Below are 24,386 nucleotides of genomic sequence, written 5' to 3' on the forward strand. Positions count from 1 at the left end.
GACACAAATAGAAACAATCAGACAAGGGAACTTATAAAGAATAATTAACGAGAGCAAATGCAAAGCATTACCATTCGCGCACTCGAATTCTTCCACCCTTCCGGATGCGCTTTTCAATGCCTGCCCCGTTCCGTCTTACGCCCGTCACGCTTGGGCTTTCTGCCTTTCTGTCCAGCGGTTTCGCCTGTGCGGCAACCGAATTACCCGCCACCGCGATCAGCGCCGAAGCACTGGCCGATGACCCGCGCGTGAAGATCAGCAGCACCGCGACTCGCACCTCGACCCCGCTGCGCTACGTGCCCCAGGCCATTGATTCGATCAAGACGTCGAACGTCGCCAACTACGGCACCAATGACATCGGCGACGCCTTGAGCGGCATGCCCAACGTCAGCAGCAGCGCCGATACGCGCTTCGACAGCCTGCGCATTCGCGGTTTCGACGCCAGCAACGACTTCTACCTGGACGGCATCCGCGACGACAGCCAGTACAAACGCGATTTGCATAACATCGAGCGCGTCGAAGTGCTCAAGGGCCCGGCCGCAGTGCTGTATGGCCGCGGCAGTCAGGGCGGGATCGTCAACCGCGTCAGCAAGATGCCGGAATTCGGTCGCCGCTCGACCCTCGAGGCCCAGCTCGGCAGTGAAGACCTGCGCAGCCTGTACGCCGATCTCAGCACCGATCCTAGCGAAAACCTCAGCCTGCGCCTGAACATGGGCAACATGGATGAAAACAGTTTCCGCGATGGCGTCAGCGGCAACCGCCAACTGTTCGCGCCGTCGATGAGCTGGCAACTGACGCCCGACCTGAACTGGCTGGTGCAGTACGAATACAGCCGCTACAACCGCACCCCGGATCGCGGTATCCCCGGCATCAACGGCCGCCCGGCCGATGTCGGTCGCGACACGACTTACGGCAACGGCCACGACTTCATCGACGACAAGTCCCAATCGCTGCGCTCAAAACTCACCTACGCAATCAACGACAACTGGCAACTGCGCCAGACCCTCGGCGTGTTCAAGCTCGACAGCGATTTCGACAACACCTACCTCACCGGTTTCGACAAGAAAACCAACAAGGTCACGCGCCAGCACTGGCAGCAGGACCTGACCACCCGCAATGTCTATAACAACGTCGAACTGGAAGGTGGATTCGATACGTTCGGGCTCGAGCATCGCCTGCTGACCGGGATCGAGATCGGCAACCAGCGTCGCGATCCGACGCTGTATAACGCCGCTACGTCCGGCCCCGGCAGTTCCGCAGTGCCGGCACTCGACCTGAACAACCCCGACCGCAATCTGCGCCACACCGGTCGCATGCAGGTGTCCAGCGACAGCCACACCGAGGTCGAAAGCCGCGCGGTGTACGTGCAGGATCAACTGCGCCTCAACGATCAATGGCAACTGCTCGCCGGCTTGCGCTACGACACTTTCGATATCGAATCGACCAACAAGCTGCGCAACATTTCCGAAGACCGTGACAGCCACAGCACCAGCCCGCGCGTGGGCCTGGTCTGGACGCCGCTGCAGAATCACTCCTTCTACGCGTCCTGGTCCAAGACCTTCTCGCCGGTGGGCGGTGGTCTGATCGGCATCACCCCGGGCGCGGCCGGCAACAGCAATGACCTGAGCCCGGAGTTGACCAGACAGAAAGAGATCGGCGTGAAGAGTGACTGGCTCGATGATCGCCTCAGTACCACGCTGGCAATCTATGACCTGGAGCTCTACAACCGCCGCACGACGGATCCGAACGATCCGACCCTGACCATCATGACCGGCGTTCAGCGTTCACGGGGTATCGAGTTGACCGCCACCGGCAACATCGTCGGCCACTGGTACATGCGCGGCGGCGTCGGTATGCAGGACGCGAAGATCGAGAAGGACAACAACGGTCTTGAGGGCAAGCGCATCAACAACGTTGCCAAACACAACGCCAGCCTGTTCCTGACCTGGAAGCCGGAAATGGGCTGGTACGGTGAAACCGGTCTGACCCTGGTCGGCCAGCGCTACGCCGACAATGCCAACACCACGGTGCTGCCGGGTTACGGCCGCTGGGATGCCTTGGCCGGTTATCGCTTCAAGGATTGGGATGTACGTGCGGCGTTGAACAACATCACCGATCGCGAGTATTACGATTCGGCGACCAGCCAGTATCAGATCCAGCCTGGTGCACCGCGCAGCGTCGTGATGACCGGCACGTATTCCTTCTGATTCAACGCAACACCTGCAGGCTCACTCCTACAATATTTTTGTACCGTGCATAAAAAAGCGCTGCCATCCCGGCAGCGCTTTTACCAATCCCTGTTGTTTTTCTTATCCTTCCAGTACAGCCCACAACGCATCCAGCTCGGCCTCGCTGAACAGACCAGCGGGGTAACGCTCGATCATCATCCGGCGCGGATCAGGTTCCCTGATCTGACGCGTTCCATTGGATTTCAACCAGTGCGCGACAATCTGGAGCGATTCGCTGTTTACGGCCATGGGATGCAAAGTCCGCTCGCTGACTACGTTCACTTCGGCGTTCATTTCAGCGCTCTCTCCCCGTTCGTGAGCGGCTACGTTATCCAAGGTTTATGACAGAACTGTTGAAGTTCTCCCCCCTCCCTAGTGTCCTTTGTCGGATACAAGAGCTATGCCAAGGTTTCTGATCTGTCGACAAGCGGATACAAAAAAGCCCGCAGTCCAATCGGGCTGCGGGCTTGTGCAAGTGCATAGCGAGCTAATCGTTTTCCGGCTGATTTGCTAATCAACTCAAGCTGTTACGACTCAACTCACTCTTTGTGCGGCGCGGGTTGCTGTTGGGTAAGGCAGTGGATATTGCCGCCCCCCAGTAACAGTTCGCGGCCCGGCACCATCACCACTTCATGCTGCGGAAACAGGTTCTGCAGAATTTCCCGGGCCGGGGCGTCCATCGGGTCGTCGAAACTCGGCGCGATGATGCCGCCGTTGACGATCAGGAAGTTCACGTAGGAACCGGCCAGACGCACGGACGGGTTACGCTCCTGCGTACCGTCCACCGGATCGACCCCGGCGCACTCTTCTTCGGTCGCATACAGCGGGCCCGGAATCGGCATTTTGTGCACCGTGAACGAGCGCCCCTTGGCATCGGTGCTGTTTTGCAGCACGTTCATCGCCGCCTGGCAGCGCGGGTAGTTCGGATCCTGCGGATCGTCGGTCCACGCCAGCAATACTTCGCCCGGACGCACATAGCAGCAGAAGTTATCCACATGGCCGTCGGTTTCATCGTTGAACAGACCGTCCGGCAGCCAGATGATCTTATCCACAGCCAGGTTGGCGCTCAGCACCGCTTCGATTTCTTCGCGGCCCAGATGCGGATTGCGATTGCGGTTGAGCAGGCATTCTTCGGTGGTGATCAGCGTGCCTTCGCCGTCGACGTGAATCGAACCGCCTTCGAGCACAAAACCTTCAGTGCGGTAACGCGGGCTGCGTTCGATCTCGAGGATCTTGCCACCGACCTGCGAATCACGGTTCCACGGCGAGTACAGGCCACCGTCGAAACCGCCCCAGGCATTGAAGTCCCAGTTCACACCGCGCACTTCACCGCTGTTGTTGATGACGAAGGTCGGACCGCTGTCGCGCACCCAGGCGTCATCGCTGGACATCTCGACCACGCGGATGTTGGGCACGTCGAGGCGGGCGCGGGCGTTTTCATACTGGCCGGCGGAAACGGCAACGGTCACCGGTTCGAAACGGGCAATGGCTTTGGCCACGGCTGCGTGTGCGGCTTGCGCCGGCTTGCCGCCCAGACGCCAGTTGTCCGGGCGCTCGGGCCAGATCATCCAGGTTTGCGTTTGCGGCGCCCACTCGGCCGGCATGTAGAAGCCATCGGCGCGCGGGGTACTTTTCAAGGTGGTCATCGGGATCAGGACTCCAGGGAACCGTCGAGGGTTTTCAACGCGCCGTACAGATTCGGCCGGCGGTCACGGAACGAACCCCACGCGCTGCGAATATGTTCGAGCTCGTCGAGGTTGAAAGTGTGCACAAGAATACCTTCTTCGGTTTTATTCAGCTCCTGCACTTTTTCGCCGAACTGGTTGGCGATGAACGAAGAGCCATAGAACGTGATGTCGTAGCCGTCCTGTTCTTCGTTGCCGATGCGGTTACTGGCGATCAACGGCATCAGGTTGGCACCGGCATGCCCCTGCTGCACACGCTGCCAGTGATCACGCGACGAAATGGTTTTGTCGTGCGGTTCACTACCAATAGCCGTTGGATAGAAGAGGATTTCCGCACCTTGCAGCGCCATGCTGCGCGCAGCCTCTGGAAACCACTGATCCCAGCAGATGCCCACGCCGATCTTCGCGTAGCGGGTGTTCCACACCTTGAAACCGGTGTCGCCCGGGTTGAAGTAATACTTCTCGTGGTAACCCGGGCCGTCCGGAATGTGGCTTTTGCGATAAATCCCGAGGTTGCTGCCGTCGGCATCGAGGATCGCAATGCTGTTGAAACGCGCACGGCCGGCACGCTCGTAGAAGCTGATCGGCAATACCACTTGCAGCTCTTTGGCGACCTTCTGGAAATGCTTGATCGCAACGTTCTCTTCTACGGTCGTGGCCAGTTGCAGATAGTCCGGATTCGGCTTCTGGCAGAAGTACGGCGCCTCGAACAGCTCCTGGATCAGGATGATCTGCGCGCCTTTGGCGGCGGCTTCGCGCACCAGTTTTTCGGCGGTTTCGAGGTTGGCTTCCAGATCCCACGAACAGGCCATCTGCGTGGCGGCGACGGTAACGATACGGCTCATGAATCCTCTCCGGGCAAGTGCTTTGACGGTCGAGAATTCGACCGAAAGAAAAAACGCGCGCACCGGAATGAGATCGCATGCCGGAGCAATGGCGACTTTATAACCGATAAATATCGACTTTAGAAGCCAATAGAATGCCGCTCATCGACATTTACGCAATTAAAGTCGATATAAATCGAATTTAAGCCTGAAATAAATGTGGGAGCGGGCTTGCCCGCGAAAGCACTGGATCAGTCACCAAACAGGCCGACTGACACACCGCGTTCGCGAGCAATCCCGCTCCCACAGGGAGGATCTGCAGCGTTTACAAGCCTTCAGCGAGGACCCGATCAAGCATGTCGACGAAGAAATCCACGCTCTGACGTGAAGTCACCATCGGCGGTTTGATCTTGAGGACGTTGAGGTAGTCGCCGGTCGGTTGCATGAAAATCCCCAGTTCACGCAGGCGATCACACAGCCGCGCGGTTTCCTCGGTTGCCGGTTCCAGCGTCTCGCGGTGACGGACCAACTCCAGCCCCAGATAAAACCCGGAACCATGCACCGCGCCCACCAGCGGATGTTTATCGATCAACGCTTCGAGCCGTGCCTTGAAATGGCCACCGACCGTCCGGGCGTTTTCCCAGAGTTTTTCTTCTTCCATTACATCGAGCACTGCCATGCCGATCTGGCAACTCACCGGGCTGCCACCGGCCGAGGAGAAGAAATAACCTTCCGCTTCCAGCGCTTCAGCGATGTCCCGACGCGTGATCACCGCGCCCAGTGGCTGGCCGTTACCCATGCCCTTGGCCATGCAGATGATGTCCGGCACGACGCCCTGTTCTTCGAAGCCCCAGAAGAAATGGCCCATGCGCCCGTAACCGACCTGCACCTCATCGGCGATGCACACTCCACCACGGGCTCGCACCAGTGCATAGACCTGTTTCAGATAACCCGGTGGCAGCGAGATACCGCCGGCATTGCCGTACACCGGCTCGCAGATGAACCCGGCCAATTGGCGTTGTTGCCCGGCAATTTTCTCAAGCTGATGTTCGACGCTGCGCACGTAGTCAGGGGCTGAATCGAGGCCGCGGAATTCACCGCGATAGACGTTCGGCGCGGTCACCGGATGAACCCAGTCCGGACGACTTTCCAGGGCCTTCGGGTTGTCGGCAATCGAGGTCGACACGGCATCGGCACCGACCGTCCAGCCGTGGTAACCCTCCAGCACGCTGAGTATGTCGCGCCCACCGCTGTAGGCCCACGCCAGACGAATCGCGAGGTCATTGGCCTCGCTGCCGCTGTTGACCAGAAACACCCGATCCATGCCCTCCGGTGCCAGTTTCAGCAAGCGCTCGGAAAACTCGGCGACCGCCGCGTAGTTGAACCGGGAGTTGGTATTGAGCAGCGACCATTGCCGGCTCGCCACCGCCGCCATGCGCGGATGGCCATGCCCCAGCACCGCGACATTATTGAGCATGTCGAGGTAAGAGCGGCCCTGCATGTCGATCAGGTGATTGCGCCAGCCGCGCTCGATGCGCGGCGGGTCGACGTAATAGTGTTTTTGCGTGCGGGCGAAACTGGCGTCACGCCGCGCCAGCAGGGTTTTCGCATCCAGCTCCGGCTCGGCATCACAGGCCAGCCCGAGCAACGCGGCCGGCGACGGACACAATGCCTGCCACGCCGCCGCCCGGGCCGGCGTGCAGAACAGCGGGGCCGCCAGCTGCGCACCGCGACACAACTGCACGAGCAACGGGCCACTGACCGCGCCCAGCACCTGCCCCTTGACCAGCGCTGCGCCGCTTTGCAGCGAGGGCGTGACACCCCACAAGCGCACGCTGAGTTGCGGGCCGTCCAGCTGCAGTGCTCCCCCGGCCGTTTGATGCAACACACCGGCAAACGGCGATTCCACCGCAGTGCCGTTCGGTACACGCAACTCGACATGCAACGGGAAAGTGTCCGGTTCGTCGGCACTGTCAGGGCGGGTGCGCGACAAACGGTATTGCCCGTAACGGCTTGCCGCCAGGCCATGGGCCGTCGCCGCTTCCGTCAGCAACCGCTGGTCAATACCGTCCTGTTCCCAGTTACCCGCTTCGAAATGCGGGCTCAGCACTCCCAGATCGATCAGCGCGAATTCCCGCCCGACCAGGCCCGGCAACAACGGCGCAAAACCTTCACTGTCGATAACCGGCAAGGCCTGGCCGACGGCGCTGAGGATCGCCGCCTCCATCAGCGCCAGCGGTACCGAAGTGGCGACGTGGAAGATTTCCCACTCATGGACAAGGTTGTCGCGGCTGTAATGGTTGCCGGGGTCGATGCTGACCTGCTGTTCGCCACTGAGCACCAGCACCGCCGCGCGGGCCACGATCAAGGGCCACAACGCCTGAAGTTCTTCGTGTTGCAGCGGATTGACCGCGTGATAGGCCTGAACCGCCGGCAAGATGACAAAAGGATCGCCACCGGCGTGATGCAATAGCGCGGCGCAGGTCACCGACAGATCGGTGATGCGCCAGGTGCGCACCAGATCGCCGAAGTCGATCACCCCCTGCAATTGCCAGTGCCGCTGCGCATCGCGCTGCCAGACGGCGTTGTCGTCAGTGATGTCCATGTGGATCGCCTGCACCGGCAGCTTGTCCTGCAATGGCTGCAGTCGGCGTTCGGCCTGTTCGGCGGCGTCGGCGATCAGGGCACGCTGCGATTCGTCCTTGATCACCGGCAACAAATGACTGATCAACGCACTGGCGTGGCGGGCGTCCCATTGCAGCGTGCGCGCCAGCCCCGGATGGTCGAACCCGGCCAGCGCCAGATCCATCTCGCCGCAGAGCCGGCCAAACCCGGCCACCACGTCCTGCCCCAAATGATCGAGATGGGTCAGCGGCTGGCCTTCGATGTAGTCCAGCAGGCGCACATGGACCGCTTCGCCACCGGCTTCCAGCGTCAGCAGATCCTGACCGTCATTGGCTGCAATCACCCGTGGCACATTCACCGCAGAATGCGCCGCGAGGTAGTTGAGGCCGGCATGCTGCGCCTGCAACTCCACGAGGGCGTAATCGCCCCGGCAGATTTTCAGGACGAAGCGCCCGCGCGCGCTGTCCACACGAAAATTAAGATCCTGCTGGCTACCGAGGGGGTGCAGCGTACCGCTGAGCCCGTAATGGTCTGCCAGCCATTGTCGGGCCTGCTCCTGAGAAACCTGCGGGCTGGGCAGACTGGCGCGATGGATCAACGTGGCGAGCGGCATGAAACGACCCCTGAAATTTTATTAGACGCCTATATCGCCATTGCTTCGGCAGATGCGCAACCCCCGCCCTTGCGGCAAGACACAAGTACTTGCGCGGGAACACTCGCGCCCTTTGGCACTTTGCGCAAGAATGGCGCCCATTCACCCCTTTCACTGGAAAACTTCATGAATGTAATCACCACCGAACTGCCCGGTGTTCTGATCATCGAACCCAAGGTATTTGGTGACGAGCGCGGCTTTTTTTACGAGAGCTTCAATGCCAGGGCTTTCCAGGAACTGACCGGGCTGACCCCGCACTTCGTTCAGGACAACCATTCGCGCTCGGAGAAAGGTGTCCTGCGGGGCCTGCATTACCAACTGGAAAACACTCAGGGCAAACTGGTGCGGGTCACGGCTGGTGAGGTACTGGATGTTGCCGTGGACATCCGTCGCAGCTCACCGCACTTCGGCCAGTGGGTGGCGGTTCGTCTGTCTGCCGCCAACCACCGTCAGATGTGGGTCCCGGAAGGTTTTGCGCATGGCTTCGTGGTCCTGAGCGAGTTCGCCGAATTCCTCTACAAGACCACCGACTTCTACACGCCTGCAGCCGAACGAAGCATTCGCTGGGACGACCCGGACCTGGCCATCGACTGGCAACTCGACGAAGCGCCGAAACTGTCGGTAAAGGATCAGGCAGCGGTGTTCTTCAAGGACGCTGACGTCTTTTCCTGAGCGTGGGCATAATGCGCCTGTCATTACAGGCGCATCCGGCACATGAAACCATCTCTCCCCCGCAGACCCCGCTGGCGCAGCCTCGCCCTGCTGGCCCTGTGCCTGGCGCCGCTGCTGTGGCCGCTGGAGCATCTGGCCGAGCGTTATTACCGCAGCGAACTCGCCGGACAAAACCGCCAGACCCTCGATCTCTACGTCGCCAACCTGCTGGGCACCCTGCACCGCTATGAAGTGCTGCCGCAGATTCTCGGCGACCTGCCGGCCCTGCGCGCCGTACTCGGAGCGCCGGACGACGGCGTCACCCAGGGCAATGCCAATCGCCTGCTGAAAAACATCGCCGCCCAGACCGGCGCCGAAGTCATGTACCTGATGGACACCAGCGGCCAGACACTGGCGGCGTCGAACTGGGACAAGCACGACAGTTTCGTCGGGCGCAATTTCTCGTTTCGTCCGTATTTCAGCGAAGCCATGGCCGGGCGTCTGGGGCGTTTCTTCGGCCTCGGCACGACCTCGGCCAAACGTGGTTACTTCTTCGCCGCCGCCGTGCGCAACGGCGAAAAGATCATCGGCGTACTGGTGATCAAGGTCGACCTCGACCACACCGAAAGCCTCTGGGGCAAAACCCCGGAACAACTGCTGGTAACCGACCATAACGGGGTAGTCATCCTGACCTCGCGTCCTGAATGGCGCTTTCGCTCCACGCGCGTCCTGAGCGATACCGAGCGCTCGGCTATCACGGCCATTCAACCGTACCCGACCCGCGAGCCGCGCCCGCTGAATCTCAGCCCTGACGCGTGGCTGACGCAAACCCATGACATCGCCGAAACCGGCTGGAGCGTGAGCATTCTCGCCCCGCGCACGCTGATCGACCGCCCGGTGCGCACGGTGGTCGCCATCGGGGGGGCGACGCTGTTGGTGGTGATGCTGTTGCTCGGTTTGATGATGCAACGCCGCCGGCATTATCTGGAACGCATCGCCTTCGAAGCCAAGGCCCGCCGCGAACTGGAAGGCCGGGTCGCCGAGCGCACCAGCGATCTGGAAGGCCTCAACCGCCGCCTGAAGCAGGAAGTGCTCGAGCGCGAACAGGCGCAACAGGAATTGGTGCGTGCGCAGGACGATCTGGTCCAGGCCGGCAAACTGTCGGCGCTGGGCACGATGTCGGCGAGTATCAGCCACGAACTCAATCAACCGCTGGCGGCGATCCGCAGCTACGCCGAGAACGCCGAAGTGCTGCTCGATCATCAGCGCACCGACGATGCTCGCGGCAATCTCAAACTGATCAGCGAACTGACCGGACGCATGGCCTCGATCATCGCCCACCTGCGCGCCTTCGCCCGCCGCGACCGGCATGCCCCGGAAAGCGTGGCGCTGCAACCGGCACTGGACGATGCACTGGCGCTACTCGCCAAACGCCGCCGAAGCATGGAAGTCGAACTGATCCGCGACCTGCCCGCCGCCACCCTGTGGGTCGAAGCCGGGGAAACCCGCCTGCGCCAGGTGCTCGGCAACCTGCTGGCCAACGCCCTCGATGCGCTGACCGAAAAAGGCCCGCCGCGCAAACTGTGGCTGAGTGCCGAATCCACCGCCGACGGCGTCAATCTGTACATTCGCGACAACGGCCCGGGGTTCTGCATGGAAGCCCTCGGTCGCGCCAGCGAGCCCTTCTACACCACCAAGACCCGCACCCAGGGCCTTGGGCTGGGGCTGGCGATCTGTGAAACCCTGATGCGCGCCTTCGGTGGTGAACTGTCGTTCGCCAACCACAAGCAAGGTGGCGCCTTGATTACCCTGCGACTGCGCGCCGGCGCACCCGGGGTCAGCCTGCAACCGTCCGAGGATCGAAGTGCATGACCATCGACAATCGCATTCAGGTGGTGTTGATCGACGACGATCCGCACTTGCGTCAGGCCCTTGGCCAGACACTGGATCTGGCCGGCCTGAAAATCCTGCCACTGGCCGAAGCCAAAGGCCTGGCCGGGCAGCTTGAACGCGACTGGCCAGGCGTGGTGGTCAGCGACATTCGCATGCCCGGCATGGACGGCCTGGAACTGTTGAGCGAGCTGCACGCGCAGGACCCTGAGTTACCCGTGCTGTTGATCACCGGCCACGGCGACGTGCCGTTGGCGGTGCAGGCGATGCGCGCCGGTGCCTATGATTTCCTGGAAAAACCGTTCGCCAGCGATGCGCTGCTCGACAGCGTGCGCCGCGCCCTGGCCCTGCGCCGCCTGGTGCTGGACAACCGCAGCCTGCGCCTGGCCCTCAGCGACCGCAATGAACTGAGCGCACGACTGGTCGGCCACTCGGCCCCCATGTTGCGCCTGCGCGAACAGATCGGCGCACTGGCCGCAACCAAGGCCGACGTGCTGATTCTCGGCGAAACCGGCGCCGGCAAAGAAGTCGTCGCCCGTGCGTTGCACGACCTGTCGAGCCGGCGCAACGGCCCGTTCGTGGCGATCAATGCCGGGGCACTGGCCGAGTCGGTGGTCGAGAGCGAACTGTTCGGCCACGAACCCGGTGCGTTCACTGGCGCGCAGAAACGCCGGATCGGCAAATTCGAATTCGCCAACGGCGGCACGCTGTTCCTCGATGAAATCGAAAGCATGAGCATGGATGTGCAGGTGAAGTTACTGCGCATGCTGCAAGAGCGCGTGGTCGAACGCCTGGGCGGCAATCAGCTGATCCCGCTGGACATCCGCGTCATCGCCGCGACCAAGGAAGACCTGCGCCAGGCCGCTGATCAGGGTCGATTCCGTGCCGACTTGTATTACCGCCTCAACGTCGCACCGCTGCGCATTCCGCCGTTGCGCGAACGCGGTGAAGACGCGCTGGTGCTGTTCCAGCATTACGCCGATGAAGCCAGCGCCCGCCACGGTCTGCCCCCCCACGAACTGCAGCCGGCACAACGTGCCTTGCTGCTGCGGCACACCTGGCCGGGCAACGTCCGTGAATTGCAGAACGCTGCCGAACGTTTCGCCCTCGGCCTGGAGCTGGCGCTGGACAACGGTGGCACCGATGGCGGTGGCAGCGCCGTGGAGGTCATCAGCGGCGGCCTGAGCGAGCAAGTGGAAAACTTCGAGAAATCGTTGATCGCCGCTGAGCTGGCCCGCGCTCACAGTTCGGTGCGCAGCCTCGCCGAAGCCCTGGGCATTCCGCGCAAGACCCTGCACGACAAACTGCGCAAGCACGGGTTGAATTTCGCCGACAGTAATGCCCACGGAGACGAAGCCGAATGAACCGCGACAGCCGCTATCTGGAATCGGTGCTGCATCACGACATTCCGCTGACCCGCGAGATGGGACTCAAGGTACTCGACTGGCGCGAGCAACAGTTGAGTCTGCACTTGCCGCTGGAGCCGAACGTCAATCACAAGAGCACCATGTTCGGCGGCAGCCTCTACTGCGGCGCGGTGCTGGCGGGCTGGGGCTGGCTGCATTTGCGCCTGAAGGAGGAAGGCATCGAAGACGGGCACATCGTGATTCAGGAAGGCCAGATCAGTTATCCAGTGCCGGTCACCGGTGATGCCACGGCGATTTGCCCGGCACCGGAAGCGCTGGTCTGGAAGAAGTTTTTGGCGATGTATCAGCGCTATGGGCGCGCACGGTTGACGCTCAATACGCGGATCGTCAACGCGGGAAGTGATGAGGATGCTGTGACATTTACCGGGCAGTACGTTTTGCACCGTTAAAGATCAAAGTCCCCTCACCCTGGCCCTCTCCCGGAGGGAGAGGGGACTGACCGAGAGGTCTTGCGTCAGACATCGACCTGAAAGATCGGCAGCGATTATGGATTCAGTAAAGCTGGCTCAAGCCGGTGAATCTCTCCAACATCCCCCAATCGGCCCCCTCTCCCTCCGGGAGAGGGCTGGGGTGAGGTGCCTTGCGTCAGACATCGACCTGAAAGATCGGCAGCGATTATGGATTCAGTAAAGCCGGCTCAAGTCGGTGAATCTCTCCAGCATCCCCCAATCGGCCACCTCTCCCTCCGGGAGAGGGCTGGGGTGAGGTGTCTTGCGTCAGACATCGACCTGAAAGATCGGCAGCGATTATGGATTCAGTAAAACTGGCTCAAGCTGGTGAACCTCTCCAACATCCCCCAATCGGCCCCCTCTCCCTCCGGGAGAGGGCTGGGGTGAGGTGTCTTGCGTCAGACATCGACCTGAAAGATCGGCAGCGATTATGGATTCAGTAAAGCTGGCTCAAGCCGGTGAATCTCTCCAGCATCCACCAATCGGCCCCCTCTCCCTCCGGGAGAGGGCTGGGGTGAGGGGAATCGAGAGTCCGCCCACTTACCCCCGAGCCAGCTCCAGCAATCTGGAACGCCACGCCGCTTTCGCCGGCAGCGCAAGAAAGAATTCATTGAGCAGCGATTCCCGCGCGGGATAACAGAACGCTTCGCCCTGCAGATCCAGCACCTCGCCGCCGGCACCCTCAAGCACGCCCTGTGCCGCTGCGGTGTCCCATTGCGACGTCGGCGCCAGGCGCGGGTAGCAATCCGCCGCGCCTTCGGCCAGCAGGCAAAACTTCAACGAACTGCCGATATTCGCCAGTTGCAGCTCGCCCAGGCTCGCACTCAACCCGGCCAGCAACCGCTCTTGCTCAGGGCTCGAATGCCGACGACTGGCGACCACCGTAAAGGCCTCGCCCGGCCCTGGTACATCGCGCACCTGAATCGACACCGGCGTCCCATCCTTGTCGCAACGCCAGGCACCCAGCCCGGCGCCGCCGACGTAGAAGCGACCATTGGTCGGCATCGACACCACGCCAAACACCACGCGACCGTTTTCGATCAGCGCGATGTTGACGGTGAATTCTTCGCTGCCGCTGATGAACTCCTTGGTCCCATCCAGCGGATCGACCAGCCACCAGCGCTGCCATCCGGCGCGCACGGCTTGCGGAATATCGGCGTCCTCTTCGGACAACACCGGAATGTCCGGATCGAGCGCCGTCAGCCCGGCGACGATCAGATGATGCGCCGCCAGATCCGCAGCGGTCACCGGCGAATCATCGGACTTGGCACTGACTTCAACGCCGACGCGCCAGAACGGCAAAATCGCCTCGCCGGCCTGCAAGGCGAGTTCGACCACCGGCGCCATCAATGGATGGGGAAAATTCATCGACACCTCACTCATGACGTAAAGTACCCGCGCTGCGTCAACAGATCACGGGTCAGATAAAGCGCGGCCAGCGCGCGGCCTTCGGAGAATTGCGGGTTTTGCGCCAGCGCCGACAGTTCACGCAGATTGATCTTGTCGACGCGCATCGGCTCGGGCTCATCACCCTCCAGACGCTCTTCGTACAGATCGGTGGCAAGCACCACCTGGATTTTCTGGCTCATGTAACCGGGCGACAATGACAGCTCGGTCAGGTGCTCCAGTTGGCGTGCGCCGAAACCGGCCTCTTCCTTGAGCTCACGCTCGGCCGCCGCCAGCACATCCTCACCCGGTTCGATCAAGCCTTTGGGCAGCGACAATTCGTATTCGTCAGTGCCGCCGCAATATTCTTCGACCAGCACCGCGTGTTCGGCATCGAGCATCGCCACAATCATCACCGCGCCGTAGCCCGCACCTTTGCCGACCAAACGCTCGTAGGTACGCTCCACACCATTGGAGAAACGCAGCTTCAGTTCTTCGACACAAAACAGGCGACTGGTGGCGACGATCTCGCGGGCAAGTACGGTGGGTTTCTGGCGCATGCAAAGCTCCTTGGCGTGAACGCGCTACTATAACGCGGCTTTCCCGATTGTTTATGTCGGATATCTTTCTACCGCTCGAGACGTTGCCATGCCTTCTTTACCGTGGTCTGACATTGATACCGTTCTGCTGGACATGGACGGTACGTTGCTGGATCTGCACTTCGACAATCATTTCTGGCTGGAACACCTGCCCCAGCGTTACGCCGACCTGCACGGGGTGAGCCGGACGATGGCCGAGATGGAATTGCAGCCGCTGTTCGAACGCCACGCCGGCCAGTTGCAATGGTATTGCCTGGATTTCTGGAGTGCCGAGCTGAAACTATCGGTGCGTGAACTGAAGTTGGAAACCGCGCATTTGATCGCGTTGCGCCCGGATGCCGACACCTTTCTGCAAGCGATCAAAAACGCTGGCAAGCGGGTGATCATGATCACCAACGCCCACCGTGATTCGCTGTCGCTGAAACTGGAACGGATCGAGCTGGCGCCGTATTTCGAACGGCTGATCAGCTCCCACGATTACGGTTTCCCCAAGGAAAATCCGCAGTTCTGGGATGCCTTGCAGGCAGATATCGACTTTGATCCGGCACGCAGCCTGTTTATCGACGATACGTTGCCGATTCTGCGCAGTGCGCGGCGTTTTGGCGTGGCGCATCTGCTGGCGGTCAAGGAGCCGGACAGCCGCAAAGGGCCGAAGGACACCGCCGAGTTTGCGGCGGTCGAGGATTACCGCGACCTGATCTCAGGCTTGTAAATCCATTGTGGCGATGAAGCTTGCTCCCTCTGGGGGCCGTTGCGCGGCCCAACGGGAGCAAGCGTCCTCGCCACAAAGGTTTGGCTTTACTTCGGAATACGAAGCTTCTGTCCTGGATAAATCTTGTTCACATCCTTGAGCATCGGTTTGTTGGCTTCGAAGATTTTCTGGTATTGGTTGGCGTTGCCGTAAACCCGCAACGAGATCGCACTGAGCGTGTCACCGGCCTTCACTTCGACAAACTCGGCGGCCACGACCACCGGCCCGGTCACGGTGATCTGGTCCTCCACACTGCCGATACCGGCAATGTTACCCACGGCCAGCAAAATCTTTTCCTTTTCCTCCTGGCTCGCCACTTCACCGGTGACCGTGACCTTGTCACCGTCGACGGTGGCCTGCACATTCGGATTGCCCAGCCCGACCTTGCTGATGTGTTCCTTCAACTGCTCGCTGGCATTGGCATTACCCGGGGTCAGCAGATCAATCAGCTTCTCGCCGGCTTCTTTCACAAAGCTCAACAGACTCATAGCGCACACTCCTTGATTGGGGATCCAGACGTTCAAGCCTAGACCACATCAGCCACACCCGGTTCCAGGCCGACCAATGACCCTGGCCCCGCGCAAGCGCTAGAATCGCCACCCCTGCCAACACTCACCGGAGCGAAGATGGACATCAAACAGCTGAAATTCCTCATCGCCCTCGACGAAACCCGCCACTTCGGCCAGGCCGCCGCCCGCTGCCACATCACGCAACCGACGTTGTCGATGCGTCTACGCAGCCTTGAAGAAGAGCTCGACCTGCCGCTGGTCAATCGCGGTCAGCGCTTTGAGGGTTTTACCGCGCCGGGCGAGCGAGTGCTGGCGTGGGCGCGTTCCGTGATGGCGGCTTACGACGGACTGCAGGCGGAAGCGGCGGCGTGTCGCGGCAACCTCATCGGCACGTTGCGGCTGGGTGTCGTGCCGCTGTCGAGTTTTGATCCGCTGCCACTGATGCAACGTTTGCATGCGGCGCACCCGAACCTGCGTTTCGAAATGTCGGCGCTGAGTTCCGAGCAGATCCTCGAACACCTGGCGAACAACCGCATCGACCTCGGTGTGTCCTACCTCGATCGCCTGGATCATGAACGTTTCGAATCACTGGCTTTCAGCGAGACCCGCATGGGGCTGCTGTATGACCAGCGCAGTTTTTCCTTCGGCGAGGCAGCGTTGAGTTGGGAAGCGTTGATCGAACTGCCGCTGGGCATGCTGACCAGCGGGATGCATTTTCGTCAGTCCATCGACCACAATTTCCACAGCCGTGGCCTGACCCCGCAGCCACTGTTACAAACCGATGCCGTCCATCAATTGTTACAGGCTGTGCACGGCGGCTTTTGCTGCGCGATCATGCCGCTGGACGGTGGCCTGGAAAAACTCACCGATCACCTGCGCCTGCAACCGATTGAAAACGCCCAGACCCTCGCCCCAATGGGCCTGATCATGCGCCGTGGCGCCCCGCGTTCAGCGCTGGCCGAGGCCTGTTTCGCGCTGTATCAGAAATCACCGGCAAGCACTTGATCGACGACATCTATCAATAGATCGACAGTAGCGATTAGACGCGACAAGTTGCCGCGCCTAGTCTTAACGTTGATCAATCCGTTGGTGATGCCATGAACGCCAAGCGCCCAGCCTGCGCGGCGCCTGCTCTCGAAACGCCCGCGCCCGCCGCCAGCCAGACGTACAGTTACAGCGATCTACCCCTTGTGGAATCGGCCAGCACCGCGCTGGCCGAGGAAGTCGCGTTGGCGATCGCCTACAACGGCATCAGCCAGGCGGTGATGCTGGTGACACCGACGGATCTGGAAGACTTCATCGTCGGCTTCAGCCTCGGCAGCGGCATCATCGAGGACGCCAGCGATATCTATGACCTGCAACTGAGCGGCGCCGGCTCGGCGCAATATGCGCAAGTGACCATTGCCAACCGCGCCTTCTGGAACCTCAAGCAACAGCGTCGGCAACTGGCCGGTACCAGCGGTTGCGGGCTCTGCGGCGTTGAAGCGGTCGAGCAGGCCTTGCCCGACCTGAAGGTGCTACCCGGTGCACCGCTGCCACCCATTGAATGGCTCGACGGCTTGCGTCAGCGCATCAGTGCGTTTCAACCGTTGGGCCAGCACTGCGGCGCCGTGCACGCGGCGGTGTTCATGAATGCCCGCGGCGAATTGCTGCTCGGCCGCGAAGACATCGGCCGGCACAACGCCCTCGACAAATTGATCGGCGGCTTGATCCGCCAGAAGTTATCCACAGACGGCGGCCTGGCGATCGTCACCAGCCGTTGCAGCCTCGAATTGATCCAGAAAGTTTTGCGCGCCGGCATCCAGACCCTGGTCAGCCTGTCCGCACCCACGGGCCTCGCCGTGCAATGGGCCCGTCGACATAACCTCAATCTCATCCACCTGCCGCAGAAAAGTGCGCCGCGGGTGTATAGCCCCGCGATGGAGAATCAAGCGTGAGCCAACATCATCAAGCCGACCAGAAACCTGTCCCGCGCTACAAGCCTTATAAAGGTGCCGCCGGCGGCTGGGGTGCCCTGATCAGTGTGGCCCAGGCCTGGTTGACCAGCGACAACGCGCTGAAAAACCTGCGCATGATGCTCAAAACCAACCAGAACGGCGGTTTCGACTGCCCGGGCTGCGCCTGGGGCGATTCGCCGGAAAGCGGCATGGTCAAGTTCTGCGAGAACGGCGCCAAAGCGGTGAACTGGGAAGCAACCAAGCGTCGCGTGGATGCGAAATTCTTCGCCAAACACAGCGTGACCTCGTTGCTGGAACAGAGTGACTACTGGCTGGAGTATCAGGGTCGCCTGACCGAACCGATGGTCTACGACGCCGAGACCGATCGCTACAAGCCGATCAGTTGGGACGACGCCTACGCGCTGATTGCCAAACACCTGCAAGGCTTGCCGAGCCCGGATCTGGCCGAGTTCTACACCTCCGGTCGCGCCAGCAACGAAGCGGCGTATCTGTACCAGCTGTTCGTGCGCGCCTACGGCACCAACAACTTCCCCGACTGTTCGAACATGTGCCACGAGGCCAGCGGTGTGGCACTGGCGCAAAGCGTTGGCGTCGGTAAGGGCACCGTGACCTTCGACGACTTCGAACACGCCGACGCGATTTTCGTCTGGGGCCAGAACCCCGGCACCAACCACCCGCGAATGCTCGAACCGCTGCGTGAAGCGGTGAAACGGGGCGCACAGGTGGTCTGCATCAATCCGCTGAAAGAGCGCGGTCTGGAGCGTTTCCAGCACCCGCAGCATCCGCTCGAAATGCTCACCAACGGCGACAAGCCGACCAACACCGCGTATTTCCGTCCGGCGCTGGGCGGTGACATGGCGGTCCTGCGCGGCATGGCCAAATTCCTCCTGCAGTGGGAACGCGACGCACAGAAAACCGGCGCACCGGCGGTGTTCGACCATGACTTCCTCAACGCCCACAGTGCCAACGTGCTGGAGTATCTCGGGGTCGTCGATGACACACCATGGGAACAGATCGTCGCGCAATCCGGCCTGACCCTGGTCGAGATCGAGCAAGCCGCACGCATGTATGCCAAAGGCAAGAACGTGATCATGTGCTGGGCAATGGGTATCACCCAGCATCGCCATTCGGTGCCGACCATCCAGGAAATCGCCAACCTGATGCTGCTGCGCGGCAACATCGGCAAGCCGGGCGCCGGCCTGTGCCCGGTGCGTGGCCACAGCAACGTGCAGGGCGACCGCACGATGGGTATCAATGAACGGCCACCGGTGGCGTTCCTCGATTCACTGGAGCGGCGTTTCCAGTTCAAGGTGCCGCGCCACAACGGGCACAACGTGGTCGAGGCGATCCATGCGATGGCCGAAGGCCGCGCGAAAGTCTTCATCGGTCTGGGCGGCAACTTTGCCCAAGCGACGCCGGACAGCCCGCGCACGTTCCAGGCGCTGAGCAATTGCGACCTGACCGTGCAGATCAGCACCAAACTCAATCGCAGCCACCTGGCCCACGGCAAGGACGCGCTGATCCTGCCGTGCCTCGGTCGTACCGACATCGACATCCAGACCGAAGGGCCGCAAGCGGTCACCGTGGAAGACTCATTCAGCATGGTCCACGCCTCCAATGGCCAGTTGCAGCCGCTGTCGAACCAGATGCGTTCGGAGCCGGCGATCATTGCCGGCATTGCCGCCGCCACACTGGGCAGCAAACCGGTGGACTGGCACTGGCTGGCGGCCGACTACGGGCGTATTCGCGAGCTGATCGCCGACACCATCCCGAACTTCAAAGACTTCAATGAGAAGATCAAGAACCCGGGGGGGTTCTACCTTGGCAACAGCGCCGGCGCGCGCAAGTGGAACACACCGTCGGGCCGCGCCAACTTCCGCGCGAACCTGCTGCCGAAAGACCTTGTCCACGAACGCACGCGTGCCACCGGGCAACTGCCGGACCTGATCCTGCAGTCGATGCGCTCTCACGACCAGTACAACACCACGATTTATGGTCTCGACGACCGTTATCGCGGGGTCAAAGGCCAGCGTGATGTGCTGTTCGTCAACGAGGCCGACATCATTCGCCTGGGCTTCCGTCCGGGGCAGAAAGCCGACATCGTCTCGCTGTGGGACGACGGTCGCGAGCGCCGGGTGAAGGGCTTCACCTTACTGGCGTTTGATATTCCTGCAGGTCAGGCGGCGGCTTACTATCCGGAAGTGAATCCGCTGGTGCCGCTGGAAAGCACCGGGGATGGCAGCCATACACCGACGTCGAAATTCATTGCGATCCGGCTGGAAGCGGCGAGTGAGAGCGGGTTGATCATGGCCAAGTCCGCTTGATGCGGGGTCAGCACCATTGCTATCGCGAGCAGGCTCACTCCTACAGTTGAACGTGTTCCATCTCTAGGAACTCGGTCACCGCAGGAGTGAGCCTGCTCGCGATAGCGGTCGCCGATTCAATGCAATTCTTTGTACTGTGCACTTTTCAAACGCCCACAAAAAAGGCCGCTTTTTCACAAAAGCGGCCTGTCCGAAGTAGCTAAAGACCGGCAAAAATCGCTTAAGTTCCGCATACAAAACAGCAACTTGCATAATTGTATACAAGTCGTGTTATTCGTCGGATTTCGATTGTCAGCCTTGTTACACAGCCTCAGGATCGGCGCCGTCATCCCTTTGAGGCTCCTCTATGAAGTTCTCCTCGATTCTCTTGTTGTCCCTTGGCCTGGTCAGTGGCTTCGCTTCTGCCGGAGGCACCACCGAAGCAGGTGTGGGCGGCGCATTGGGCGGGGTTCTTGGCTCGGTCGTCGGTCAGTCTTTAGGCGGCAGCACAGGTTCAACCATTGGCGCAGCCCTGGGCGGCGCGGGTGGCAGTGCGGTCGGCGCCGACAAACGCAGCCGTGGCGAAGCCGCCATTGGCGGTGCGTTGGGCGCGGCCGGCGGTAACGTGGTCGGCCGCAGCATGGGCGGCACCACCGGCAGCCTGATCGGCGCCGCAGCAGGTGGCGGCGCCGGTGGCGCGCTGGGCAACTACATGGGCAACAAGAGCGATGACGACGATCGTCGTTACGACCGTCGCCATGATGATCGTCGCTACTATCGTGACGACCACCGTGGTCGCGGCCATGCCTACGGCCACCGCAAGCATCACAAGTACTATCGCCACCGTTAAGGCGAATGCTTGAACAAAAATCGCAGCCCGAGGGCTGCGATTTTTTTTGCCGTTTACACCACCAGATATTCCAGTGCCTGCCGCAGTTCAGCAGGAATCGGCACAGGCTGGTTGCTCGAACGGTCGACGAACACATGCACGAAGCGCCCGGCCGCGCAGGCCTCGCTTTCGCCGACCTTGAACACTGCCAGCTCGTATTGCACCGAACTGTTGCCCAGCTTGCCGACTCGCAGACCGACTTCGATCAGATCGGGAAACGCGATCGAGGCAAAGTAATCACACGCCGAACTGACCACAAACCCCACCACCTCGCCATCATGAATATCCAGACCACCGACCTGAATCAGGTAGGTGTTCACGGCTGTGTCGAAGAAGCTGTAGTAGGTCACGTTGTTGACGTGACCGTAAGCGTCGTTGTCGTGCCAGCGTGTGGTGATGGGCTGGAAGTGTGGGTAGTCGCTGCGTTGAGGGGTGGACATGGTTGGGCTGACTCTCCTGTTTTTTCAGTGAGGCCGCTTGCCCTCACCCTAGCCCTCTCCCAGAGGGAGAGGGGACTGACCGAGGTGTTTTCTCGAAATACACCGACCTGAACTGTCGAGTCGAACTCGAATGCTGAAACCCACGCAGATCGGCTCCCTTCACCCTCGCCTCCCTTGGGGGAGAGGGCTGGGGTGAAGGAGACCGATTTTCGCCGTAACACTAAGCTTGAGCAAACCCCTTGCCCTGCGCGGCCAACTCGCCAATCAACCGCGCCGGTTTCCACTGATCGCCCTGACGCGTCTCCAGCGCCGAGGTATTGCTCGCCAACAATGCTTCGGGTTTCAACAAGCCATCGAGTTCGCGAAAGATCTTCTGCTTGAGCTCAAGGTTCTCGTACACCGCTTCAATCACCAGATCGACATTACGGATCGCCGCGTAATCCGCCGCTGCACTGACCCGGGCGAGGCGTGCATCGGCTTCAGCCTGATCAATCCGCCCCTGCCGCACGTTGTGTGCGTAAGTGTCGGCTACTGCGGCCAGTGCCTGCTCAAGCATCTGTGGATTGTTATCCACCCATTGCACTGCAACGCCGGCATTGGCCAGGCACATGACAATGCCGCGCCCCATAGTGCCCGCGCCGATCACGGCAGCCTGCTGAATATCGAAGGATGTCTGGCTCATGTTGTTCTCTTGTTGGCGATCCGAAGACAGCCTTCACCATAGTCAGCCAATCACGCTTTTTGAAGTTTATTACCGTGATGATCGACATTCAGCGGATGGATAAACCCCACTCGCGCCAGCGCCTACACAACGATCAGAGGTGTTCCTCAACCCAGCGGCGCACGTCGGCGTAGGGATATTCCTCGAGCGCCGCATACCCGGAGATCGTCCGCGCCTTGAGCCTGGTAAACAGTGGCACACTGATCCCGCACAGAAACCGTGTCAGCCGCTCCGCCGTCGGAACACTGCCTGCGTGTTGTTCATGCTTGTGGATAAAATCACCGCACAGCGCCGGGAAACTTTTATCCACAAGCGATGGCAACTGCGGTGGCGCCGGCAGACGCGCGATGTGGCCATGACACACTGAACAATGCCCGCACCGCTCGGGCGCCTGGTGATCACCGAAGTACTCGGCCAGGCGATACCCCAGGCAACGCTCGGTCGAGAACAGTTCCAGCATCGCGTGTATCCGCGCCACTTCGGCTTGTTCGTGGCGAGTGAAGTAAGCATGCAGCTCACCGCTCAAAACAGCGCTGTCGAAGTCACTCTGCAGCACGCTGTAGACTTCGGTCATCTGCTTGCTTTCAAGTTCGATCCAGCCCTTTTCCTGAAAGTAATCCAGGGCCTTCACCACCCGACTGCGCTCAGCGGAATACTGCGTGTACATTGCCTCGAAATTCACGGTCGCCCAGGTACGTGCACGGCTTGAGGTGTGGATGATCGCCGCGACAAAGTCCCTGCGCTCGCCCTCAAAGCGCTCGAGCAATGCCTCAGGCTCCAGCAGGTATTTGAAACGGTACTCGGCGTAATAGGCGTAGCGCGGAGCGATCAACCCACGCAGCTCCAGCTGCACCAGCAAAGTCTTGAGCGGCAACGCGCGGATGTTGCTCTGATCCGCCAGCGGTCCGAGCAGAAATTCCCACTGCCCCTCAGGCACCGATGCGTGCAATTCATCGAGCACATACCGAATACCCTCACGCTCCGGCGTGTCGCCGTAAACGAAGTTTTCCAGCACGTTGAGGCTGTCGCGATTGGCCAGCACCAGACAATCCGAGGGCTGCCCGTCGCGCCCTGCCCGACCGATTTCCTGGCTGTAGTTTTCGATGGATTTGGGCAAGTCGAAATGCACCACCTGGCGGATGTCGCTCTTGTCGATGCCCATGCCGAACGCAATGGTCGCGACAATGCAATTGGACTGCCCGGCCATGAAGCGTTTCTGGATGGCTTCACGCTGATCATTGGGCAACCCGGCGTGATAGGCCTCGGCCTGTATGCCATTTCGTACAAGGTGTTCGGCGACGTGCTCGGCGGTTTTCTGCAGGGTGACGTAGACGATGCCCGGCTGCCCCTGCCGCTCGGTCATCCATTCCACCAGGCGCCGGCGCTTGTCCTGAGCGCGCACCGGTTCCACCAGCAGGTTGAGATTGGGCCGATAGAAACCGGTGGTCACCACGTCCTCGGCGGCAATGGCGAATCTGGCCTGCATGTCGGCGATGACTTTCGGCGTAGCGGTGGCCGTCAGCAGCAGGGCTTGGGGAATGTTGAACTGGCGCTGATAGTCCGGCAGCTTGAGGTAGTCGGGACGGAAATTGTGGCCCCATTCCGAGATGCAGTGCGCCTCGTCCACCACCAGCAACGAGATCGGCACCTGCTGCAGGAAGTTGCGAAATCGCTCGTTTTTCAGGCGCTCGACCGAGACCATCAGAATCTTCAGCTCACCGGAGCGAGCACGAGCCATGACGTCATTGGCGTCGTCGCGGCTCTGTGCCGAATCGATGCTGCCTGCCGGGATGCCGTGGCGTTGCAGGAACGCCAGTTGATCCTGCATCAGCGCCAGCAACGGTGAAACCACCAGCGTCAGATGCGGCAGCAGCACTGCCGACACTTGATAACACAGGGATTTGCCCGAGCCGGTGGGGAAAATCGCCGCCGCCGAGCGCCCGGCCAATACAGCGCTGATGGCCTGCTCCTGACCGGGTCGAAACTGTGGATAACCGAAAACCTGTTCCAGGGTGTTGTGCATTCGCTGTCACTCCTTTGACCGCTGCCATGCCAACAGCCTAGCGGGCGATCGCAGCGAGTCGAGAAAAGGTCGGGGGGCAAACCAATACGGAATGATACAGCCCCGGACGCCCGGTCACAGACTGAAACAAACGGCCCGATTTGTTTATCGCGGTGTTTTCCGGCACCGCGCTAACGTGCCCGCTTCACTCTCCACATAACGCCAGGACGGCGATATGTACGCAACCTCACAAAGGAATGACCATGTCGAACACACTGAAATTGCCCCTCGCCCTCTTCATCGCGTCGCTGTTGCTGAGCGGATGCATGCCGTTTCCCGGTGACGCTCCGGAACTCGCCATTTTCGTGGCAAAGGATGGCGCGTCCCTGGGCTGATT

Annotated in this window: 20 protein-coding genes and 1 pseudogene; 11 read left to right on the top strand and 10 right to left on the bottom strand. The window is 60.9% G+C overall.

Annotated features, from left to right (window positions below):
- Positions 1-116: 116 nt before the first annotated feature.
- Positions 117-2,207, top strand: coding sequence for a TonB-dependent receptor (locus K5Y35_RS05910; protein WP_222833875.1), 2,091 nt, complete (start codon positions 117-119; stop codon positions 2,205-2,207).
- A gap of 102 nt (positions 2,208-2,309) precedes the next feature.
- Here K5Y35_RS05910 and K5Y35_RS05915 read toward each other — a convergent pair whose 3' ends face one another.
- The 4 genes from K5Y35_RS05915 to K5Y35_RS05930 all read right to left on the bottom strand — a co-directional run bounded on the left by K5Y35_RS05915 (position 2,310) and on the right by K5Y35_RS05930 (position 7,975).
- The gene (locus tag K5Y35_RS05915) at positions 2,310-2,522 is read right to left on the bottom strand and encodes a hypothetical protein (protein ID WP_123470593.1); all 213 of its coding nucleotides are present in this window, start codon (positions 2,520-2,522) and stop codon (positions 2,310-2,312) included.
- 245 nt (positions 2,523-2,767) lie between these two features.
- A complete protein-coding gene (aguA, locus tag K5Y35_RS05920) occupies positions 2,768-3,874 on the bottom strand; it encodes an agmatine deiminase (RefSeq protein WP_123470591.1) in 1,107 nt (368 codons plus the stop codon).
- Between the two features lie 5 nt (positions 3,875-3,879).
- On the bottom strand, positions 3,880-4,758 hold the full coding sequence (gene aguB / locus K5Y35_RS05925) for an N-carbamoylputrescine amidase (protein WP_128615437.1): 879 nt from the start codon (positions 4,756-4,758) through the stop codon (positions 3,880-3,882).
- A gap of 304 nt (positions 4,759-5,062) precedes the next feature.
- Positions 5,063-7,975: an aminotransferase gene (locus K5Y35_RS05930; RefSeq protein ID WP_186748410.1), complete on the bottom strand. Its 2,913-nt coding sequence runs from the start codon at positions 7,973-7,975 to the stop codon at positions 5,063-5,065.
- Positions 7,976-8,140: 165 nt separating this feature from the next.
- Here K5Y35_RS05930 and rfbC point away from each other — a divergent pair, with 165 nt between their 5' ends.
- From rfbC to K5Y35_RS05950, 4 genes are read left to right on the top strand one after another with little or no spacing between them, the layout of a single operon-like run.
- On the top strand, positions 8,141-8,686 hold the full coding sequence (gene rfbC / locus K5Y35_RS05935; protein ID WP_222833876.1) for a dTDP-4-dehydrorhamnose 3,5-epimerase: 546 nt from the start codon (positions 8,141-8,143) through the stop codon (positions 8,684-8,686).
- A 42-nt stretch (positions 8,687-8,728) separates the two neighbouring features.
- A complete protein-coding gene (locus tag K5Y35_RS05940) occupies positions 8,729-10,537 on the top strand; it encodes an ATP-binding protein (RefSeq protein ID WP_128614180.1) in 1,809 nt (602 codons plus the stop codon).
- The gene (locus K5Y35_RS05945) at positions 10,534-11,919 is read left to right on the top strand and encodes a sigma-54-dependent transcriptional regulator (RefSeq protein ID WP_123470582.1); all 1,386 of its coding nucleotides are present in this window, start codon (positions 10,534-10,536) and stop codon (positions 11,917-11,919) included. The genes K5Y35_RS05940 and K5Y35_RS05945 overlap by 4 nt, the downstream gene beginning before the upstream one ends.
- Positions 11,916-12,371 carry a thioesterase domain-containing protein gene (locus K5Y35_RS05950; RefSeq protein WP_222833877.1) on the top strand — a complete coding sequence of 152 codons (456 nt, stop codon included), beginning with the start codon at positions 11,916-11,918 and terminating at the stop codon, positions 12,369-12,371. The genes K5Y35_RS05945 and K5Y35_RS05950 overlap by 4 nt, the downstream gene beginning before the upstream one ends.
- A gap of 600 nt (positions 12,372-12,971) precedes the next feature.
- Here the strand turns inward: K5Y35_RS05950 and cysQ are convergent.
- A complete protein-coding gene (gene cysQ / locus K5Y35_RS05955) occupies positions 12,972-13,799 on the bottom strand; it encodes a 3'(2'),5'-bisphosphate nucleotidase CysQ (protein WP_123470579.1) in 828 nt (275 codons plus the stop codon).
- A gap of 11 nt (positions 13,800-13,810) precedes the next feature.
- On the bottom strand, positions 13,811-14,377 hold the full coding sequence (gene nudE, locus K5Y35_RS05960; RefSeq protein ID WP_123470577.1) for an ADP compounds hydrolase NudE: 567 nt from the start codon (positions 14,375-14,377) through the stop codon (positions 13,811-13,813).
- A gap of 88 nt (positions 14,378-14,465) precedes the next feature.
- Between nudE and yrfG the strand changes: the two genes are divergently transcribed.
- Positions 14,466-15,128 carry a GMP/IMP nucleotidase gene (yrfG, locus tag K5Y35_RS05965; RefSeq protein ID WP_186748414.1) on the top strand — a complete coding sequence of 221 codons (663 nt, stop codon included), beginning with the start codon at positions 14,466-14,468 and terminating at the stop codon, positions 15,126-15,128.
- Between the two features lie 86 nt (positions 15,129-15,214).
- Here yrfG and lysM read toward each other — a convergent pair whose 3' ends face one another.
- The gene (gene lysM, locus K5Y35_RS05970; RefSeq protein WP_186748416.1) at positions 15,215-15,655 is read right to left on the bottom strand and encodes a peptidoglycan-binding protein LysM; all 441 of its coding nucleotides are present in this window, start codon (positions 15,653-15,655) and stop codon (positions 15,215-15,217) included.
- Between the two features lie 138 nt (positions 15,656-15,793).
- On the opposite strand from lysM, the gene K5Y35_RS05975 reads away from it, so the two are divergent.
- From K5Y35_RS05975 to K5Y35_RS05990, 4 genes are all read left to right on the top strand, one after another.
- A complete protein-coding gene (locus K5Y35_RS05975; RefSeq protein WP_123470571.1) occupies positions 15,794-16,681 on the top strand; it encodes a LysR family transcriptional regulator in 888 nt (295 codons plus the stop codon).
- Between the two features lie 92 nt (positions 16,682-16,773).
- Positions 16,774-17,613, top strand: a complete 840-nt coding sequence (fdhD, locus tag K5Y35_RS05980; RefSeq protein WP_123470569.1) for a formate dehydrogenase accessory sulfurtransferase FdhD — start codon at positions 16,774-16,776, stop codon at positions 17,611-17,613.
- Entirely contained in the window at positions 17,610-19,958 is a 2,349-nt protein-coding gene (locus K5Y35_RS05985) for an FdhF/YdeP family oxidoreductase (protein ID WP_222833878.1), read from the top strand. Before fdhD ends, K5Y35_RS05985 begins: the two co-directional genes overlap by 4 nt.
- A 346-nt stretch (positions 19,959-20,304) precedes the next feature.
- Positions 20,305-20,787: a YMGG-like glycine zipper-containing protein gene (locus K5Y35_RS05990; protein ID WP_007952660.1), complete on the top strand. Its 483-nt coding sequence runs from the start codon at positions 20,305-20,307 to the stop codon at positions 20,785-20,787.
- Positions 20,788-20,840: 53 nt separating this feature from the next.
- Here the strand turns inward: K5Y35_RS05990 and K5Y35_RS05995 are convergent, their stop codons facing one another.
- The 3 genes and pseudogenes from K5Y35_RS05995 to K5Y35_RS06005 all read right to left on the bottom strand — a co-directional run bounded on the left by K5Y35_RS05995 (position 20,841) and on the right by K5Y35_RS06005 (position 24,010).
- Entirely contained in the window at positions 20,841-21,266 is a 426-nt protein-coding gene (locus tag K5Y35_RS05995) for an acyl-CoA thioesterase (RefSeq protein WP_222833879.1), read from the bottom strand.
- 301 nt (positions 21,267-21,567) lie between these two features.
- A pseudogene (locus K5Y35_RS06000) lies at positions 21,568-21,948 on the bottom strand (3-hydroxyacyl-CoA dehydrogenase family protein); the annotation flags it as partial.
- A 133-nt stretch (positions 21,949-22,081) separates the two neighbouring features.
- A complete protein-coding gene (locus tag K5Y35_RS06005; RefSeq protein WP_222833880.1) occupies positions 22,082-24,010 on the bottom strand; it encodes an ATP-dependent DNA helicase RecQ in 1,929 nt (642 codons plus the stop codon).
- Positions 24,011-24,252: 242 nt separating this feature from the next.
- Between K5Y35_RS06005 and K5Y35_RS27800 the strand changes: the two genes are divergently transcribed.
- Complete coding sequence (locus tag K5Y35_RS27800; RefSeq protein WP_259741356.1) at positions 24,253-24,384, top strand: hypothetical protein; 132 nt, start codon at positions 24,253-24,255, stop codon at positions 24,382-24,384.
- Positions 24,385-24,386: the final 2 nt, after the last annotated feature.

Source organism: Pseudomonas sp. SC3(2021) (assembly GCF_019856535.1).
Lineage (GTDB): Bacteria > Pseudomonadota > Gammaproteobacteria > Pseudomonadales > Pseudomonadaceae > Aquipseudomonas > Aquipseudomonas monsensis.